Origin of the sequence: Nocardioides currus, assembly GCF_003057875.1 — a bacterium.
Taxonomy (GTDB): Bacteria; Actinomycetota; Actinomycetes; order Propionibacteriales; family Nocardioidaceae; genus Nocardioides; species Nocardioides currus.
In genome coordinates this window covers 532,382-548,017 of record NZ_PYXZ01000001.1, presented here as the reverse complement: position 1 = coordinate 548,017, position 15,636 = coordinate 532,382, and the positions used below count along the sequence as shown (strand labels likewise).

At 72.0% G+C, this 15,636-nt stretch carries 13 protein-coding genes and 1 tRNA gene; 8 read left to right on the top strand and 6 right to left on the bottom strand.

Annotated features, from left to right (window positions below; genetic code table 11):
- The gene (locus C7S10_RS02610) at positions 1 to 1,737 is read right to left on the bottom strand and encodes a phospholipase D family protein (protein WP_108342828.1); all 1,737 of its coding nucleotides are present in this window, start codon (positions 1,735 to 1,737) and stop codon (positions 1 to 3) included.
- Positions 1,738 to 1,814: 77 nt separating this feature from the next.
- On the opposite strand from C7S10_RS02610, the gene C7S10_RS02605 reads away from it, so the two are divergent.
- Complete coding sequence (locus C7S10_RS02605; RefSeq protein ID WP_165807029.1) at positions 1,815 to 2,504, top strand: phosphatase PAP2 family protein; 690 nt, start codon at positions 1,815 to 1,817, stop codon at positions 2,502 to 2,504.
- Positions 2,504 to 3,223 (top strand): phosphatase PAP2 family protein, encoded by a 720-nt coding sequence (locus C7S10_RS02600; protein WP_108342826.1) that lies wholly within the window; start codon positions 2,504 to 2,506, stop codon positions 3,221 to 3,223. Before C7S10_RS02605 ends, C7S10_RS02600 begins: the two co-directional genes overlap by 1 nt.
- On the opposite strand, the gene C7S10_RS02595 is transcribed toward C7S10_RS02600, so the two are convergent.
- Positions 3,208 to 4,023 carry a DUF1206 domain-containing protein gene (locus C7S10_RS02595; protein ID WP_207769199.1) on the bottom strand — a complete coding sequence of 272 codons (816 nt, stop codon included), beginning with the start codon at positions 4,021 to 4,023 and terminating at the stop codon, positions 3,208 to 3,210. The two genes, C7S10_RS02600 and C7S10_RS02595, sit on opposite strands and share 16 nt — an antisense overlap.
- Positions 4,024 to 4,099: 76 nt before the next feature.
- Here C7S10_RS02595 and C7S10_RS02590 point away from each other — a divergent pair, with 76 nt between their 5' ends.
- A complete protein-coding gene (locus C7S10_RS02590; RefSeq protein ID WP_207769198.1) occupies positions 4,100 to 5,065 on the top strand; it encodes a diacylglycerol/lipid kinase family protein in 966 nt (321 codons plus the stop codon).
- A 123-nt stretch (positions 5,066 to 5,188) separates the two neighbouring features.
- Entirely contained in the window at positions 5,189 to 7,639 is a 2,451-nt protein-coding gene (gene uvrA, locus C7S10_RS02585; protein ID WP_108342823.1) for an excinuclease ABC subunit UvrA, read from the top strand.
- A 51-nt stretch (positions 7,640 to 7,690) separates the two neighbouring features.
- On the opposite strand, the gene C7S10_RS02580 is transcribed toward uvrA, so the two are convergent.
- Positions 7,691 to 8,182, bottom strand: coding sequence for a YajQ family cyclic di-GMP-binding protein (locus C7S10_RS02580; RefSeq protein WP_108342822.1), 492 nt, complete (start codon positions 8,180 to 8,182; stop codon positions 7,691 to 7,693).
- Positions 8,183 to 8,277: 95 nt separating this feature from the next.
- Here C7S10_RS02580 and C7S10_RS02575 point away from each other — a divergent pair.
- A tRNA-Tyr gene (locus tag C7S10_RS02575) sits at positions 8,278 to 8,360 on the top strand.
- Positions 8,361 to 8,414: 54 nt separating this feature from the next.
- Here the strand turns inward: C7S10_RS02575 and C7S10_RS22000 are convergent.
- Entirely contained in the window at positions 8,415 to 9,437 is a 1,023-nt protein-coding gene (locus tag C7S10_RS22000) for a YeiH family protein (RefSeq protein WP_165807028.1), read from the bottom strand.
- 70 nt (positions 9,438 to 9,507) lie between these two features.
- Between C7S10_RS22000 and C7S10_RS21995 the strand changes: the two genes are divergently transcribed.
- Positions 9,508 to 10,431: a LysR family transcriptional regulator gene (locus tag C7S10_RS21995; RefSeq protein WP_133176411.1), complete on the top strand. Its 924-nt coding sequence runs from the start codon at positions 9,508 to 9,510 to the stop codon at positions 10,429 to 10,431.
- Here C7S10_RS21995 and C7S10_RS02565 read toward each other — a convergent pair.
- On the bottom strand, positions 10,409 to 11,785 hold the full coding sequence (locus C7S10_RS02565) for an FAD-binding oxidoreductase (RefSeq protein WP_108342820.1): 1,377 nt from the start codon (positions 11,783 to 11,785) through the stop codon (positions 10,409 to 10,411). The two genes, C7S10_RS21995 and C7S10_RS02565, sit on opposite strands and share 23 nt — an antisense overlap.
- 1 nt (position 11,786) lies before the next feature.
- The gene (locus C7S10_RS02560) at positions 11,787 to 13,436 is read right to left on the bottom strand and encodes a thiamine pyrophosphate-binding protein (RefSeq protein WP_108342819.1); all 1,650 of its coding nucleotides are present in this window, start codon (positions 13,434 to 13,436) and stop codon (positions 11,787 to 11,789) included.
- A 162-nt stretch (positions 13,437 to 13,598) separates the two neighbouring features.
- Here C7S10_RS02560 and C7S10_RS02555 point away from each other — a divergent pair, with 162 nt between their 5' ends.
- Both C7S10_RS02555 and C7S10_RS02550 read left to right on the top strand, forming a co-directional pair.
- Positions 13,599 to 14,708: an ABC transporter substrate-binding protein gene (locus tag C7S10_RS02555; protein WP_108342818.1), complete on the top strand. Its 1,110-nt coding sequence runs from the start codon at positions 13,599 to 13,601 to the stop codon at positions 14,706 to 14,708.
- A gap of 137 nt (positions 14,709 to 14,845) precedes the next feature.
- On the top strand, positions 14,846 to 15,631 hold the full coding sequence (locus C7S10_RS02550) for an IclR family transcriptional regulator (protein ID WP_108342817.1): 786 nt from the start codon (positions 14,846 to 14,848) through the stop codon (positions 15,629 to 15,631).
- Positions 15,632 to 15,636 lie beyond the last annotated feature (5 nt).

Genomic DNA, 15,636 nt, shown 5'->3' with positions numbered 1-15,636 from the left:
TCAGATCCCCTCGCCGGGCCGCGGACGGCCGTCCGGGTCGAACAGCGTCTCGTAGAGCCGGGGGGCCCAGCGGAGCTGGGCGTCCGAGAGCTCCGGTGGGGCGAGGCGTCGCAGGCGACCGGGGGGGCGTACGGCGCTGCCCGTGCTGCGACGTACGTTCGCCTCCGCGTCGGCCGCCACCCGCTCGCGGCGCTTGCGGTGTCCCGGGATCCGGGCGGCGACGGACCGGGGGACCGGGGCGACACGGTGCGGCCGGTGGCCGTGCAACAGGCCACGGATGCCGGTCAGCCTGTCGGGCGCACCCCCGGCGTACCACTCGTCCAGCGCGTCGGCGCACGCGACCATCGCGTCGAACAGCTCGTGCGGGTCCTCGGGCACGTCGTCGGGCTCACACCCGAGGTGCTCGGCGACGAGGGTGCGCAGGAGCACGCGCGGGAAGGAGTCGGCCGGTGCGGGGTCGTCGAGGTCGCCGCGCTCGTCGACGACCACGCAGGCGATCTCGCTGTCGCTGGTCCACGACCGCTGGTTGAGGTTGTCGGAGCCGACGCTGGCCCAGCGGTGGTCGATCACGCAGGTCTTGGAGTGCACGTAGATCGGCAGCCCGGCCTCGTTGCACAGGCCGAACACCGCCACCCGGTCGCCCCCGGCCTCCAGGATGGTCCTCATCGCCAGCGACCGTCCGTAGAGCTGGGGCACCTCGGCCATGGCGCCCTCGCGGTCGGGCACCATCGGCAGCACCACCACCAGGCGGAGCTCGGGGTTGTCCCGCAGCGCCGACGCGAAGTGCTTGCCGACGTCCTCGGACCAGAGGTACTGGTCCTCGACGTAGACGAGGCGGTCGGCGTTCGCGATGGCCTTGGTGTTGCTCAGCATGACCGAGCGCTCGCCGTCGGGCGCGAAGTCGAAGGTCTTGGGATAGATCACCGGGAAGGTCCGGACGACCTGGACGATGTCGTGCCCGTCGATCCTCGGCTGGGGCGCCGGGGCCTGCACGCCGAGCGGGTCGGGCGACAGGTCCTCGCGGTGGAGGAGACTGGACAGGATCCGGCCCGGGTTGAGGGTGAGCGGCGTGCTGTCCTCCCAGCGCTCGCGGAAGGTGGTCTCCACGTCGTGCACGGCCGGTCCTTGGATCGCGACCTGGACGTCGTGCCAGGCAGGGGTGGGGCCGTAGGCCTTGGCGAGCTCGACCGCCTGCTGGTCGCCGCGGTGGTCGTGGTCGTCACGGCGCCCGTGGCACAGGTCGATCCCGCCGACGTAGGCCACGTCCCGGGCCGGGTCGTCGCGGTGGCGGATCACCACGAACTTCTGGTGGTGCGCCCCGCGGGTGCGCACGCGCATGTCGCGCAGGCACTCCCCGCCGGCCTCGCCGATCTCCTCGCCGAGGTAGCGGTGCCGGTGGGCGCTGAAGCCCAGCCGGTGCCAGTGGGAGCGCCACAGGAGCCCGCGCACGTCGACGCCGCGCTTCGCCGCGGCGACGAGGGTGTTGCTGAGGGTGGAGGCCGGGTCGTCGGTCAGCTGCTGGTCGGGATCGCCCTGCCAGTCGGCGAAGTAGAGATGATCGCCCCGGCCCAGTGCGCTGATCCGCTCGTGCAGCTCGGCGAAGTAGGGACGACCGTGGACGATCGCCCGCACGGTGTTGCCACAGCTCCACGCGGTGCCGTCGTCGCGCACCTCGTCGATCCGGGTGTGCGGGTTCTCCCGCTCGGCACTGGTCAGGAGCCACGACTGCACGTCCACGGCGTCATCTTGGCCCTCGTGTCAAGCAGGCGCGTTGCCGCCCCTGCCGGGGACCGGTCAGTGCAATGATGCCGCGCATGGATCCCGTCGCCTCGTCCCGCTGGCGACGGATGACACGTGCGGTGGTCTACGCGGTGGTCGTCGCCGTACCCCTCGCGCTGCTCGCGTTCCTCGTCCGCACCAACTTCGACCCGCTCGTCTCGTTCGACCAGGACGTCATCGACGCGGCGACCGGCTACACACGCGACCACGACGGCTTCCGGCGCCTCGTCGAGACCTGGGAGGTGATCAGCCAGCCGTTCGTGATGTACCTCTTCCTCGGCCTGCCCGTCAGCCTCTACGTCTGGTTCGGGCAGCACCGGCGCACCCGTGCCTGGTGGGGGATCGCCACGATGGCCGGGGGGTGGGCCATCGCAGCGCTGCTCAAGCTGCTCGTGCGGCGCACCCGCCCCGTGATCGACGACCCCTTCTCCCAGCACCTCGGGTTCTCGTTCCCCTCAGGGCACGCCACCAACAACGCGATCGTGGTCACCGTCGTGCTCCTGATGGTGCGACCGTTCGTGCATCGGACCGTGTGGCGGCTGCTCGTCGGCCTCGGCGCCCTGTGGGTGGTCGCGACCTGCGCCGACAGGCTCTTCGCCGGTGCACACTTCCTGTCCGACGTGGTCGCCGGTGTCGTGCTGGGATGCGGTCTCGCGGCGGCGTCGTACGCCGGTTTCACGGGCTGGCGACCGCCGGCCCCGTCCTCGTCGGAAAGGTCGAGCTGATGGCACTTCGCACCCGGTGGCAGGACGACACGTCCCGCCCCTCCGCCAAGGAGGCCGGCCGCGACCTCGCACTGCGAGCCGCCGCCCCGATGGCCGTGTGGTGGCTGGTCGTGCTGGGGATCGGCTGGTTGCTCACCGACGGTCCGCTCAAGGACGTGGGCATCGAGGAGGAGGGCGTCAACCGGAGCCTGGAGTCGTCGCGGACGTCGTTCTGGGACGCCGTCACGCTCGTTTTCTCGTGGACCGGGGCGACGGTGAGCATCGTCGGCCTGTGCCTCGTCGTGGTCGCGGTGGTCTGGTGGCGGACCCGGCAGTGGTGGTTCGCTGTGGTGCCGCTCATCGCCATCAGCCTCCAGGCGCTGGTCTTCTTCTTCACCACGCTGCTGATCGACCGCGAGCGACCCGACGTCGAGAAGCTCGACGACTCGCCGCCGACCTCCAGCTTCCCGAGCGGGCACACCGGTGCGGCCACCGGGCTCTACTTCACGCTGGCGCTGATGGCCCTCGAGATCAAGAGCCCCGCGCTGCGCCGCCTCGTGGTCGCCGTGTGCGTGGCGATCCCGTTGCTCGTCGCGACCGCGCGGCTCTACCGCGGCATGCACCACCTGAGCGACGTGCTCGTGGCCATCGTCAACGGCAGCATCGCCGCGCTGCTCGCGTGGTGCTGGCTGCGCCGCGAGCAGGCCGGGGATCAGGCAGCGGATCAGACCCGGGCGTAGCGGGCCCGGGCGAAGGAGTAGGCGCCGTACGCCGCGAGGCCGAGCGCGATCAGGACCAGGATGACCGGACCGGCGGGCAGGTCGAGCAGGGAGTGCAGCGCCCCGTCGAGCCCGGTCGCCTTGCCCGACTGGTGCTTGATCGCGGCCGTGATGAACAGGACGCCCACCGCCGCGAGCGCCACTCCCTTGGCGATGTAGCCCACCCGTCCGGCGATGACCGCCCACCGGCCGGGGTGCTCCTGGAGGTCCTCCAGGAACTTCTCCTTCCAGCCCTTGTAGACGTGGTAGCCCGCGATCCCCAGGATCCCGACGCCGACCGCGCCGACGAGCACCTGCCCGGCCGGCGCGTCCATCAGGGTCTGGGTGAAGTCCTTGCTCTGCTTGTTGCTCGAGGAGCGGCCGCCGGAGGCGAAGGTGAAGGAGGTCCACGCCAGCGCTGCGTAGAGCACGGCCTTGCCGCCGGCCTTGGCCTTGTCGAAGACCTCGCTCTGGGTGAACAGCTCGGTCACCTGCCAGATGGCGAGCAGCACGAAGCCGGCGAACAGGACCCACAGCAGCAGCTGGCCGATGCTCTCCTGCGCCAACGTCGCGAGCGCCCCGGACTGGCTGGCCTGCTTGTCGTCGCCACTGCCACCGAGGGCGACCTGCGCGGTCAGCCAGGCCAGGAGGAAGTGCAGGACGCCGTTGGCGCCGTAGCCGAGACGGGCGCCCCACTCGACGACCGGATTGTCACCTGCCCTGGAGGCTGCTTGCTTGGCGGAGTCGTTCATGTCCCCGGCCTGACCACTGATGCTGTTCATGCTGTCCTCCCTGGCGTGCAGACGCACGCAGCCACTCCTCCAGCCAACCCGGTGGGCGCCGTGCAACAGTACGCGAATGAACGCTGAGCGCGAGGGTGTCGTGGTCGTCGTCAATCCGGTGAAGTTCGATCTCGAGGACGTGCGCGACGACCTTCGGGCGGCGGCCTCCGCGGCGGGCCTCGAGGAGCCGACGCTCGTCGAGACCACCGAGGACGATCCCGGCTTCGGTCAGGCACGCGAGGCGGTGCGCAACGGCGCCGCGCTGGTGTGCGTGCTCGGCGGCGACGGGACCGTGCGCGCGGTGGCGCAGGAGCTCGTCGGGACCGGCGTCCCGCTCGGCCTCCTGCCCGGCGGCACCGGCAACCTGCTCGCCCGCAACCTCGGCCTGCCGATCGACTCGCTGTCCGACGCGGCCGCGGCGGCGTTCTCGGGGCGGGACCGCAGCATCGACGTCGGGTGGATGGTCGTCGACCCCACCGAGGACCAGCTCGAGGGCGCCCTGGGCGACCTGGACACCGGCGCTGACAACGTGCACTGCTTCACGGTCATGGCCGGGCTCGGCTTCGACGCACAGATCATGGACGACGCGCCCGAGGGCGTGAAGGACAAGGCCGGCTGGGCGGCGTACGTCGCGAGCGGCGGCCAGCACCTGACCGACGACCCCTTCGAGCTGGAGCTGTCCGTCGACGGCACCAGCTCGACGAGCGAGGCCCGCGGGGTCGTCGTCGGCAACTGCGGCGAGCTCACCGGCGGGATGGAGCTGCTGCCCGACGCCGTGGTCGACGACGGCCTCCTCGACGTGGCCGTCATCAGCCCCGGCGGGCTGAAGGACTGGCTCGGGATGGCCGCCCGCGTGCTGACCGGGCGGGGCGAGGGACCGTCGCTCGATCGCGACCGGGGACGCGACCTCACCGTCCGGGTCGAGCCGCAGCAGCTGTGCGAGGTCGACGGCGACGTGCTGACGGACGCGTCGCGGCTGCGCTTCGTGGTGCAGCCCGGGTGCCTGGTGGTCCGGGTCGCCCGGGACGAGGACGAGGGCTGACCACGGGGCACCACGACCCCAGCGCCGGTCGCGCTCCTCGACGACACCCTCTGGCGTGCAGGGACCGGGACGGGGCTGCGTCCCGCGATTCTCCGCCACGCAAGCCGAGGGTCAAGATGGGTCGTGACCTACGACCCGAGTGACACCTTCGTGCACGTGCGGGGCGCCAGCGAGCACAACCTGCGAGACGTCGACGTCGACATCCCGCGCGACGCGATGGTCGCCTTCACCGGGGTCTCCGGATCCGGGAAGTCGTCACTCGCGTTCGGCACGTTGTACGCCGAGGCGCAGCGCCGTTACTTCGAGTCGGTCGCGCCGTACGCCCGTCGGCTGCTGCAGCAGGTCGGCGCGCCGCACGTGCAGGAGATCACCGGACTCCCGCCGGCCGTGGCCCTCCAGCAGCGGCGTGGTGCGCCCAGCTCCCGGTCGACGGTCGGCACGATCACGACGCTGTCGAACCTGCTCCGGATGCTCTACTCGCGAGCGGGGACCTACCCGCCGGGCGCCGCGCACCTGGCCGCCGAGGCCTTCTCGCCGAACACCGCCGCTGGTGCGTGCCTGCGCTGCCACGGTCTCGGTGTCGTGCACGACGTGGCCGAGGACCTCCTGGTCCCGGACCCGTCGTTGAGCATCCGCGAGGGCGCGATCGCGGCATGGCCGGGCGCCTGGCAGGGGGCCAACCTGCGCAGCATCGTGAGCGGTCTCGACATCGACATCGAGAGGCCGTGGAGCAGGCTGCGGAAGAAGGACCGGGACTGGCTGCTCTTCACCGACGAGCAGCCGTCGGTGCTGATCAAGCCCCAGCGAGATCGCATCGACCACGGTTACTACGGGAAGTTCTGGAGCGCTCGCAAGCACGTGATGCACGTGCTCGCCGACTCGACGAGCGAGCGGATGCGAGAGCGGGCGCTGCGGTTCGTGCGGAGCGTGCCCTGTCCCGAGTGCCACGGGAGCGGGCTGCGGCCGGAGGCCCTCGCGGTCACCGTGGCCGGCCTCTCGATCGCGGAGGTCAACGCGATGTCGTTCGCTGACGTCGTGGCCGTGTTGCGTCCCGTCGCCGAACTGCCCGCGGAGGCGAACGAGGTGGCGGTGCGGATCTGCGGGGACCTGGTCGCGCGCATCGACGTGCTCCTGGTCCTCGGCCTGGGCTACCTCAAGCTCGGCCGCTCCTCGACGACGCTGTCGCCGGGTGAGGCTCAGCGGCTGCGGATCGCGACCCAGCTGCGGTCCGGCCTGTTCGGGGTCGTCTACGTGCTGGACGAGCCCTCGGCGGGCCTTCACCCGGCCGATGCCGAGCCGCTGCTCGACGTGCTGGCCCGGCTCAAGGCGTCGGGCAACTCGCTGTTCGTGGTCGAGCACGACATGGACGTCGTCCGCCGCGCGGACTGGGTCGTCGACATCGGCCCGGGCGCGGGGGAGGGGGGTGGCCGGGTGCTCTACAGCGGACCGGTGGCCGGCCTGGAGGACGTCGAGGAGTCCGCCACCGGGACGTACCTCTTCGGGCGCGCCGAGCCCCTCGACCACACCCCGCGCGCCGCGCACGGCCACCTGCACCTGCGCGGTGTGTCCCGCCACAACCTCGTCGACGTCTCGGTCGACGTCCCCCTGGGCGTGCTGACGGCGGTGACCGGGGTCTCCGGGTCGGGGAAGTCGACGCTGGTCACGCAGGTGCTTGCCGAGCTCGTGCGGTGCCATCTGGGCCGGGCGCCCGACGACCCCGACCAGGCCGACCTCGAGGTCGACGTGGAGGACGTGTCGGGTCTCGAGGCGTTCGACCGTCTCGTCCTGGTCGACCAGCGCCCCATCGGGCGCACCCCGCGGTCCAACCTGGCGACCTACACGGGGATGTTCGACGCCGTGCGCAGGCTGTTCGCCGCGACCGACGAGGCGAAGGCTCGAGGCTATGGCGCCGGTCGCTTCTCGTTCAACGTCGCCGACGGGCGGTGCGAGACCTGTCAGGGCGAGGGGTTCGTGGCGGTCGAGCTGTTGTTCCTGCCGGGCACCTACGCGGCGTGCCCGACCTGTCACGGCTCCCGCTACAACGCCGAGACGCTCGAGGTGACCCACGAGGGCAGGACCGTCGCCGACGTGCTGGCGATGACGGTCGACGACGCGGCGACGTTCCTCGCGGACGTGCCTGCGGCCTCCCGGAGCCTCGAGACGCTGCGCGAGGTGGGGCTGGGCTACCTGCGGCTGGGCCAACCCGCCACGGAGCTCAGCGGCGGGGAGGCGCAGCGCATCAAGCTGGCCACCGAGCTGCAGCGAGCTCGCCGCGGCCACGCGCTCTACCTGCTCGACGAGCCGACGGCGGGCCTCCACCCGGCCGACATCGCCCTGCTGCTGCGACAGCTGCACCTGCTCGTGGAAGCCGGCAACACCGTCGTCCTCGTCGAGCACGACCTCGACACGATCGCCACCGCCGACTGGGTCATCGACCTCGGCCCGGGCGGTGGTGATGCGGGTGGACGGGTGGTCGCCACCGGCACCCCGCGCGACGTTGCGTCGGTCGAGGGCAGCGCCACCGCGCCGTACCTCGCGCGCCGGCTGGCCCAGCGTCCCCGAGCCGACGCATGAGCCAGGACGCCAGCCGCGCCGGCGACGGCGGGCCCGGTCGACCCCGCGCCGTCAGCGGTAGTTGGTGAACTGCACCGCGAAGTCGTAGTCCTGCGACTTCACCAGCTGCTGCACGGCCTGGAGGTCGTCGCGCTTCTTCGACGACACCCGGAGCTCGTCGCCCTGGATCTGCGCCTTGACGCCCTTGGGGCCCTCGTCGCGGATCAGCTTGGAGATCTTCTTGGCGTCCTCGGAGGTGATGCCCTCCTTGAGCACGATGTCGATCTTGGACACCTGGCCCGACTGGCGCGGGTCGGAGGCGTCGAGGATCTTCAGGCTCTGGTCGCGCTTGATCAGCTTGTCCTGGAACACGCTCAGCACGGCGCTCGCGCGGTCGTCGGCCGAGGCCACGATCTCGATCGCCTGCTCGCCCTTCCACTCGATCGAGGCGCCGGTGCCCTTGAAGTCGAAACGGGTGGCGATCTCGCGAGCCGCCTGGCTCAGCGCGTTGTCCACCTCCTGGCGGTCGAGCTTGCTCACGATGTCGAAGCTTGAGTCGGCCATGGGGGCACCTCCGGTTTTCTCACTGGGTCGGTCTGACGCTATCCTCGTCTCTCGTTGCTCCCGGACCAAGCTCGCCCTTGCCCGGGAGTCAGCACGGCAGATTGCCCGAGCGGCCAATGGGAGCGGACTGTAAATCCGTCGGCTTACGCCTTCGAAGGTTCGAATCCTTCATCTGCCACAGACGAACCCTCGGCCCTGCTGGGCCGAGGGTTCTGCTGTCCGTACGCCCGGCTCAGCCGATCAGCAGGACCAGCACCAGCGACGTGGTGGCCGCGACCAGGGTGGAGATGCTGGCGAGGGCGATCGCCCGGCCGGGCACCGGCCACAGCTGGCGCGCCACGATGCCCGTGCCGAGGCCGAACATCGCTGCGCTGAGCAGCAGCGTGGTCAACGCGCCCGCGAGGTCGAGCACCGAGGTGGGGAGCAGCCCGGTCGAGCGGACCGCGACGGCGACGAGGAAGCCGACGAGGAACAGCGGGACCAGCGGTCCGCGCCGCTCGGCGTCCTGGCGGCAGACCCGCGCCGAGAGCAGCTGGACCGGCGCGAGGAGCGCGACCCGGGCCAGCTTGACCGTGGTGGCGGTCGCCAGCACCACCGAGCCGCCCGCACCGATCAGGGACGCGGCGGCGATCACCTGTGCGACCTCGTGGATGCTCGCCCCGGCCCAGAGGGCGTTCTGCTCCGAGGTCAGCCCGACCAGGTGCCCGACGCCGGGCACCACTGCGATCATCGCGGTGCCGAAGACCGTCACCATCGCGACCGCCAGGGCGACGTCCTGTGCCCGCGCGCGGATCGACGACTCGACGGCAGCCACGGCGGCGGCGCCGCAGATCGAAAAGCCGGCAGCGACCAGCGTGGTGAGCTCGCGCTCGACGCCCAGCATCCGTCCGGCGAGCTGGGTGGCGCCGTACGTCGCGGCAACCGTCACCAGCACCACGGTGATGCCGGAGACCCCGAGGGCGAGCACGTCGCTGATGGCGACCTTGAGCCCGAGGAGCACCACGCCGGAGCGGAGCAGCAGCTTGTCGGCGCGCGGCGAGGCGCCCACCACGTGGCGGCTGATGCCGGGAGTGTTGGCGGCGACGACCCCGATGGCCATGGCCACCAGCAGGGGACCGAGCAGCGGGACCACCCGGCTGACCGCGAGGGCGACGCCGGCGACGGCAGCGGCGAGCAGCGCACGACGGGCGTACGGCGCCCACGACCTCGCCGGGGTGGTGGTGCGGGCGGGGGCGGGGATCGTCGGTGTGGTCACGTCCCAAGGCTCGGACCGGACGGGCGTGCTGGGTAGACAGCAGTGTCTACCCAGCCCATAAACTGTGGTGATGAGCAAGGAGCTCGATGTCCAGGCGCTGCGGCTGCTGGTCCACCTCGAGGAGGGCGGCAGCCTCGGCGCGGCCGGGCGCCACCTCGGCATCACGCAGCCGGCGGCGAGCGCCTGCCTGCGCGCGTTCGAGACCCGGTGGCAGCTGCGCGTGGCCGATCGCTCGCCCCGGGGCACCCGGTTGACGCCCGACGGGGTCACCGTGGCGGCCTGGGCACGCGAGGTGTTGCACTCCATCGACACCGTCCGCGGCGGCCTGGCTGCGCTGAGCGCCGAGCGCAGCCGCGAGGGCAGCGACCTCGGCGTCGCGGCCAGCCTGACGGTGGCGGAGTTCGTGCTGCCCCGGTGGATCGGCGAGCTGCGGGCGATGCTGCCCGACGTCCACCTGCGCCTGCAGGTGCAGAACTCCGACCGCGTCGACGACCTCGTGCACTCGGGGGACTGCGCGATCGGCTTCGTCGAGTCGATGGTCGTGTCGCCGGACCTCGCGCGGCGGGTGGTCGGCACCGACCGGCTGGTCCTGGTGGTCCCGGCGTCGCATCCCTGGGCGCGGCGGTCGGTGCCGGTGTCGCGCGAGCAGCTGCTGGCGACCGAGTTCGTCGTGCGCGAGGAGGGCAGCGGCACCCGGTCCACCTTCGAGCGCGCGATCGCCGCCGAGCCACGCATCGCCATGGTCGCAACGTCGACCACGGCGATGGTCGGGGCCGTGCTCGCCGGCGTCGGACCCGCGGTCGTCACGCCGCACGCCGTGCGCTCCTCGCTCGAGGTCGGCGAGCTGGTGGAGGTCCGTCACGACCTCGACCTCGAGCGACCCCTCACCGCGATCTGGCGGCGTGACCGCCCGCTCGACCGGCCGGCCGCCGCGCTCCTGTCCATCGCGCAGCGCTCGACCGGCCGTGAGGTCAGAGCAGCACGCCGGGATTGAGCAGCCCGAGGGGGTCGAGCACGGCCTTGATCCCACGGCTGACCTCCAGCACGTCGTCGCCGACCTGCGCGGCCAGCGCCGACCTCTTGGCCCGGCCGACGCCGTGCTCGCCGGTGATGGTGCCGTCGAGCTCCAGCGCGAGCGCGAGGATGCGCTCGAAGGCCACCCGCGCCCGGGCGACCATCGCGACGTCGGCCGGGTCGTAGACGATCGTCGGGTGCACGTTGCCGTCGCCGGCGTGCGCCACCACCGGGATCTCGACGTCCAGCTCGGCAGCGACGGCCTCGATCGCGGTCAGCAGGTCGGGCAGCCGGTCGACCGGCACGCCCACGTCCTCGGGCAGCAGGGCGCCCCGCACCTCGACGGCCGGCCCGGTCATCCGCCGCACCTCGACCAGGGCCTCGCCCTCCTCGGGGTCGTCGCTGACGTGCACCTCGTCGGCCCCGGCGGCGCGGCACAGCTCCGCGATCGTCTCTGCCTCCGCGGCGGCCGCGGCGCCCCGGGCGTCGCTCTGGGCGATCAGCAGCGCTCCCGCCGTCCGGTCGAGGCCGGAGGGCCGGTAGTCCTCGACGTTGTTGATCGTGCGGTTGTCGAGCAGCTCCAGCAGTGACGGCGTGCAGGTGCGCCCGATGGCCACCACGGCCTCGCCCGCGGCTCGCGTCGTCGAGAAGACGGCGACGACCGTCGCCGCGGGGGGTGGCTGGGGGACCAGCCGCAGACGCGCGCCGACGACCACCCCGAGGGTGCCCTCGCTCCCGACGAACAGGGGCAGCAGCGGCAGGCCGGCGACGTCCTTGATCGTCGAGCCGCCCAGCTCCAGCAGGCGTCCGTCGGCGAGCACGATGTCGAGGCCGAGGACGTACGCCGCGGTCACGCCGTACTTCACGCAGCACAGCCCGCCGGCGTTGGTCGCGATGTTGCCCCCGATCGTCGAGATCCGGAACGACCCGGGGTCGGGCGGGTAGTGCAGGCCGTGCGCGGCCGCGGCCTCCTTGACCGCGATGTTGAGCGCCCCCGGCTCGACGGTGGCCACCCGGGCGGTGGGGTCGATCGAGATGGCGGTCATCGCGTCCAGGACGAGGACGAGGCACCCGTCGACCGCGGTCGCGCCGCCGGACAGACCCGTCCCGGCACCGCGGGGCACCATCGGTACCCGGTGCCGGGTGGCCCAGCGCAGGCAGTGCCGGACCTCCTCGACGGAGGTGACGAGTGCGGCTGCGAGCGGCCGGCCGGCGTCCGGATCCGGGACGAAGTCGTGGCGGTAGGCCTCGAGCGAGGCCTCGGCGACCACCAGCCGCCCGCCTGTGAGACCGGCGGCCAGGTCGTCGAGGATCCCGGTCGTCGCGGGGCCCATCTCAGTAGCCCGGCGTCGGGACGCGGTCGGGATCGACCTTGACGTCGAGGAGGACCGGCCCGGTCACCGCGCCGTCGACGACCACCTCGGCCAGGGCTGCGGCGAGGTCGGCGTGGGTGCGCACGGTGAAGCCGCGGGCGCCCAGCGCCTCGGCCACGGGGGCGAGGTCGGGCCAGTCGAAGGTGGAGATCGTGGGGTCCATCCCGCGGGCACGGAACTGCATGTGCTCAGCGCCGTACGCCCCGTCGTTGAGGACGACGAGCAGGGCCGGGACGCCCGCGCGCACCAGGGTGCTCACCTCGGTGAGGCCGGCGCTCATGAACCCGCCGTCGCCACAGACCACGAGGATCGGGCGCTGGGGAGCCGCCGCGTGTGCGCCGACCGCGGTGGCGACGGCCAGGCCGATGGAGGCAAAGCTGCAGGTGTGGACGTACGCCGCGGGCTGGGCGACCCCGAGCTCGCGGTAGGCGGTGATGATGAAGCGGCCGTCGTCGACGACCAGCGTGCGATCGGCCGGCAGCGCCTGGTCGATCTGGCGCCACAACAGCTCGACGTCGAGACCGTCCGCCGTCGTCGGCAGCGAGTCGGGCGTGACGACCAGCGCGGCCTGCCGCTCCTCGAGCGCGGCCTCGAGGGTTGCGTCCGCGAACGACGTCGGCTCCACCTCGGCCTCGCGGAGCCCGTCGAGGAGGGCACGCGCCGTCATCGCCGCGTCGCCGAGCAGCGACACGGTGGCGCCGATGCCGGTGACCAGCGTGCTCGGGTCGTGGTCGACGTGGACGACACGCTTGCCGGCGACCAGCTCGCCCTTCGAGGTGGTCCACGCGTTGAGGCCGGCACCGAAGGCGACCACGACGTCCGCGCGGGCGATCGTCTCGCTGGCGAGGTCGTGGGAGAGCGTCCCGAAGATCCCGAGGTCGACGGGATGTCCCGCGAACAGGCCCTTGCCGCGCAGGGTGGTGGCGACCGGTGCGCCGAGCTGGGCGGCCAGCTCGGTGAGCTCGGCACGGGCGTCGGCGGCCCCGCGCCCGCCGAGGACGATCGGTCGCCGGGCCGACGCCAGGATGCCGAGCGCGTCCTCGAGGCTCGCGGTCTCGGGCACGGCGAGCGGCCGCGCGGTCACGGTCCGCAGGTCGAAGGCCGACGAGGGCAGGTCGACCTCCTGCCACTGGAGCTCGACCGGGACGTCGAGCACGACGGGCCGTCGCTCGCTCCACGCCAGCCGCACGGCCCGCTGCACGTCCTCGACCACGCTCTGGGCCGTGCGTGCCCGCTCGAAGAGGGCGCCGGTCGGGGAGACCACCGCGGCCTGGTCGATGTTCTGGAGGTTGTCGCGGTCGCCGGTGGCGGTGTCGCCCGCGAGCAGCAGGAGCGGGGTGCGGCTGCGCGCGGCGTCGACCAAGGCCGTGACGCAGTTGGTCAGGGCGGGCCCGTGGGTCACGGTCGCGACTCCGAGTCGGCCGGCGGAGGCCGAGGTGAAGCCACCGGCGGCGAGCACCGCTCCGCCCTCGTGCGCGAAGGAGACGTAGCGTCCACCGGTCTCGCGGACGAAGGAGTCCATCGCGAAGAGGTTGGCGTCGCCGAGGACGCCGAAGACGACCTCGGTCCCCGCTCCGCGCAGGGCGTGGGCCAGTGCCTGGTGGTAGTGCATGTGAGCTGCTCCGATCTCGCCCGTGGGGGCTGGGTCTCTGGGTCGGCGGCCAGATCGTATGGTGAGCAGGCCTTGACGTTATGTGACGGCCATCATACGGTCTCACCACCATTTAACTAGGCCTCATCACAGTGTGATGTTTCAGCGAAAGGCTCCCTGCCGATGCGACTCACCATCTCGAACCGGTCCGGTCGTCGGACCCGGCTCCTCGTCGCGCTCACCGCGGCTGTCGCCCTGACCGCCACGGCGTGCGGTGGCGACTCCGACGCCTCCTCCGGGGGCACCTCGCTCGTCCTGGCCGACGGCGCCCAGACGATCTCGGCCTTCAACGCGCCGTACTCCTCCTGGGCCAAGGACCACATCTGGAAGGACGACGGCATCGACGTCGACGTCGAGTTCACCCAGGGCGGCACCCAGTCGGCCCAGCTGGTCGCCTCGGGCAAGGCCGACGTCAGCGTGGTCGGGCTCAGCTCCGCGCTGTCCGTCGCCGCGCAGAGCCCGGAGGTCAAGATCATCGCCATCACCGGCGGCAACATCTGGCACCTGGCCGTCCCCAACGACAGCGACGTGCAGTCGCTCACCGACCTCAAGGGCAAGACCATCGGCGTGCAGGCGCTGAACACCGGGATGTACCTCTACAACCGCGCTGCACTCAACCTCGAGGGCATCGACCCCGACGACGACGTCACCTGGCTGCCGATCGGTACCGGCGCCCAGGCCGCCGAGGCCCTCAACTCCGGCAAGGTCGACGCGTTCGCGACGTACGACGGCCCGTTCGAGGTCGTGGACGGGTTGACGGAGGGCGGCATGCGACTGCTGCCCTCGCCGCTGGACGAGCTCGACGGCTCGGGCGCGTGGATCGCCAACGCGAAGGTGCTGGAGGACCACCGTGACGAGCTGGTGACGTTCATGCAGGGCATGTCGAAGACGGCGATCCTGGCCCAGCAGGACCCGGACGCGATCATCGACTACCTGTGGGAGGAGAACCCGGACGTCAAGCCCCGCGACGTCTCCGACGAGCAGGCCATGAGCGACACCACCGCCCTGGTCAAGGCCTACTGGTCCAAGCTGGCCAACATGGGTCCGGAGGGTTCCTACGGCGTGCTGTCCGACGAGGCCGTGAAGAAGGCGGTCGAGTTCCACCAGGACGCCGGCATCGTCGAGGGCGAGATCGACATCGCCAAGACCTTCGACCTCAGCGTGTCCGAGGACGCCGACGACTACGACCACGCCGCCGTCGAGGCCGAGGCCGCGAAGGGCTCGGTCTCCTGAGCGGCTGGCCCGGCGGCCCCTCGGGTCCGCCGGGCCATCTCGCCGGCGCGGTCCTCGGCACACCCTTGACCGGGTGACGGCGATCACGCAGACTCTCGACAACTAATGATGAAGCATCAACAGATTGTGATGGAGCGATGACGACTTCCTCGAGCTCGGGTCCGGACGGACCGGTGCTGTCCACCCTGTCCAACGGGTTGGTCGTGCTGGAGAGCCTGGCCGCCGGCCGCACCAGCGTGCGCCACCTCAGCGAGGAGCTGCGCCTGCCCCGGCAGACCGTCTACCGGCTGCTGCGCACCCTGGCCGCCCAGGGCTGGGTCGAGCGCGACTCCAGCGACAACTACTCCCTCACCACCAAGGTGTGGACGATCGCCAGCCAGTCGTTCCGGCTCACCGACGTGCGCGACACGCTCGCCCCGGTGGTCCGTACGCTGGCTGCCGAGCACGGCGAGACCGTCCACCTCGCCGCGTACGAGCCGGGCCACGTGACCTACATCGACAAGGCCGACGGCTGGCAGCCCATCCGCAGCTACACGGAGCTCGGCGGCACCGCCCCGGCCTACTGCGTCGCGACCGGCAAGATGCTGCTGGCCACCCAGTCGCCCACCGAGATCGAGCGCGTCATCGCCGCCGGCCTCGAGGCGCACACCGAGCACACGATCACCGATCCCGACGCGTTGCGCGCGGAGCTGGCCGAGTGCCGCGAGCGCGGCTACGCCGTCAACAACAGCGAGTGGCGATCGGGCGTCGGCGGCATCGCCGTCGAGGTCGTCAGCGGACCGACGGGGGAGAGCGTCGCACTCGGCTTCTCCGGCCCCGACACCCGCATCGCGGCCAAGCTCGACGTGCTCCTCGGCGCGTTGCGCGACGCGGTCGCCGGCTCGCCGTTCATGCAGCCCACCACCGAGAAGGAAGCCCGATGAGCTCC

Coding starts and splice junctions, on each gene's coding strand:
- C7S10_RS02555 (WP_108342818.1), top strand. CDS start 13,599: ATGCGACTCACCATCTCGAACCGGTCCGGTCGTCGGACCCGGCTCCTC.
- C7S10_RS02565 (WP_108342820.1), bottom strand. CDS start 11,785: ATGGGCCCCGCGACGACCGGGATCCTCGACGACCTGGCCGCCGGTCTC.
- C7S10_RS21995 (WP_133176411.1), top strand. CDS start 9,508: ATGAGCAAGGAGCTCGATGTCCAGGCGCTGCGGCTGCTGGTCCACCTC.
- C7S10_RS02560 (WP_108342819.1), bottom strand. CDS start 13,436: ATGCACTACCACCAGGCACTGGCCCACGCCCTGCGCGGAGCGGGGACC.
- C7S10_RS02595 (WP_207769199.1), bottom strand. CDS start 4,023: ATGAACAGCATCAGTGGTCAGGCCGGGGACATGAACGACTCCGCCAAG.
- C7S10_RS02580 (WP_108342822.1), bottom strand. CDS start 8,182: ATGGCCGACTCAAGCTTCGACATCGTGAGCAAGCTCGACCGCCAGGAG.
- C7S10_RS02590 (WP_207769198.1), top strand. CDS start 4,100: ATGAACGCTGAGCGCGAGGGTGTCGTGGTCGTCGTCAATCCGGTGAAG.
- C7S10_RS02600 (WP_108342826.1), top strand. CDS start 2,504: ATGGCACTTCGCACCCGGTGGCAGGACGACACGTCCCGCCCCTCCGCC.
- C7S10_RS02550 (WP_108342817.1), top strand. CDS start 14,846: ATGACGACTTCCTCGAGCTCGGGTCCGGACGGACCGGTGCTGTCCACC.
- C7S10_RS02605 (WP_165807029.1), top strand. CDS start 1,815: ATGGATCCCGTCGCCTCGTCCCGCTGGCGACGGATGACACGTGCGGTG.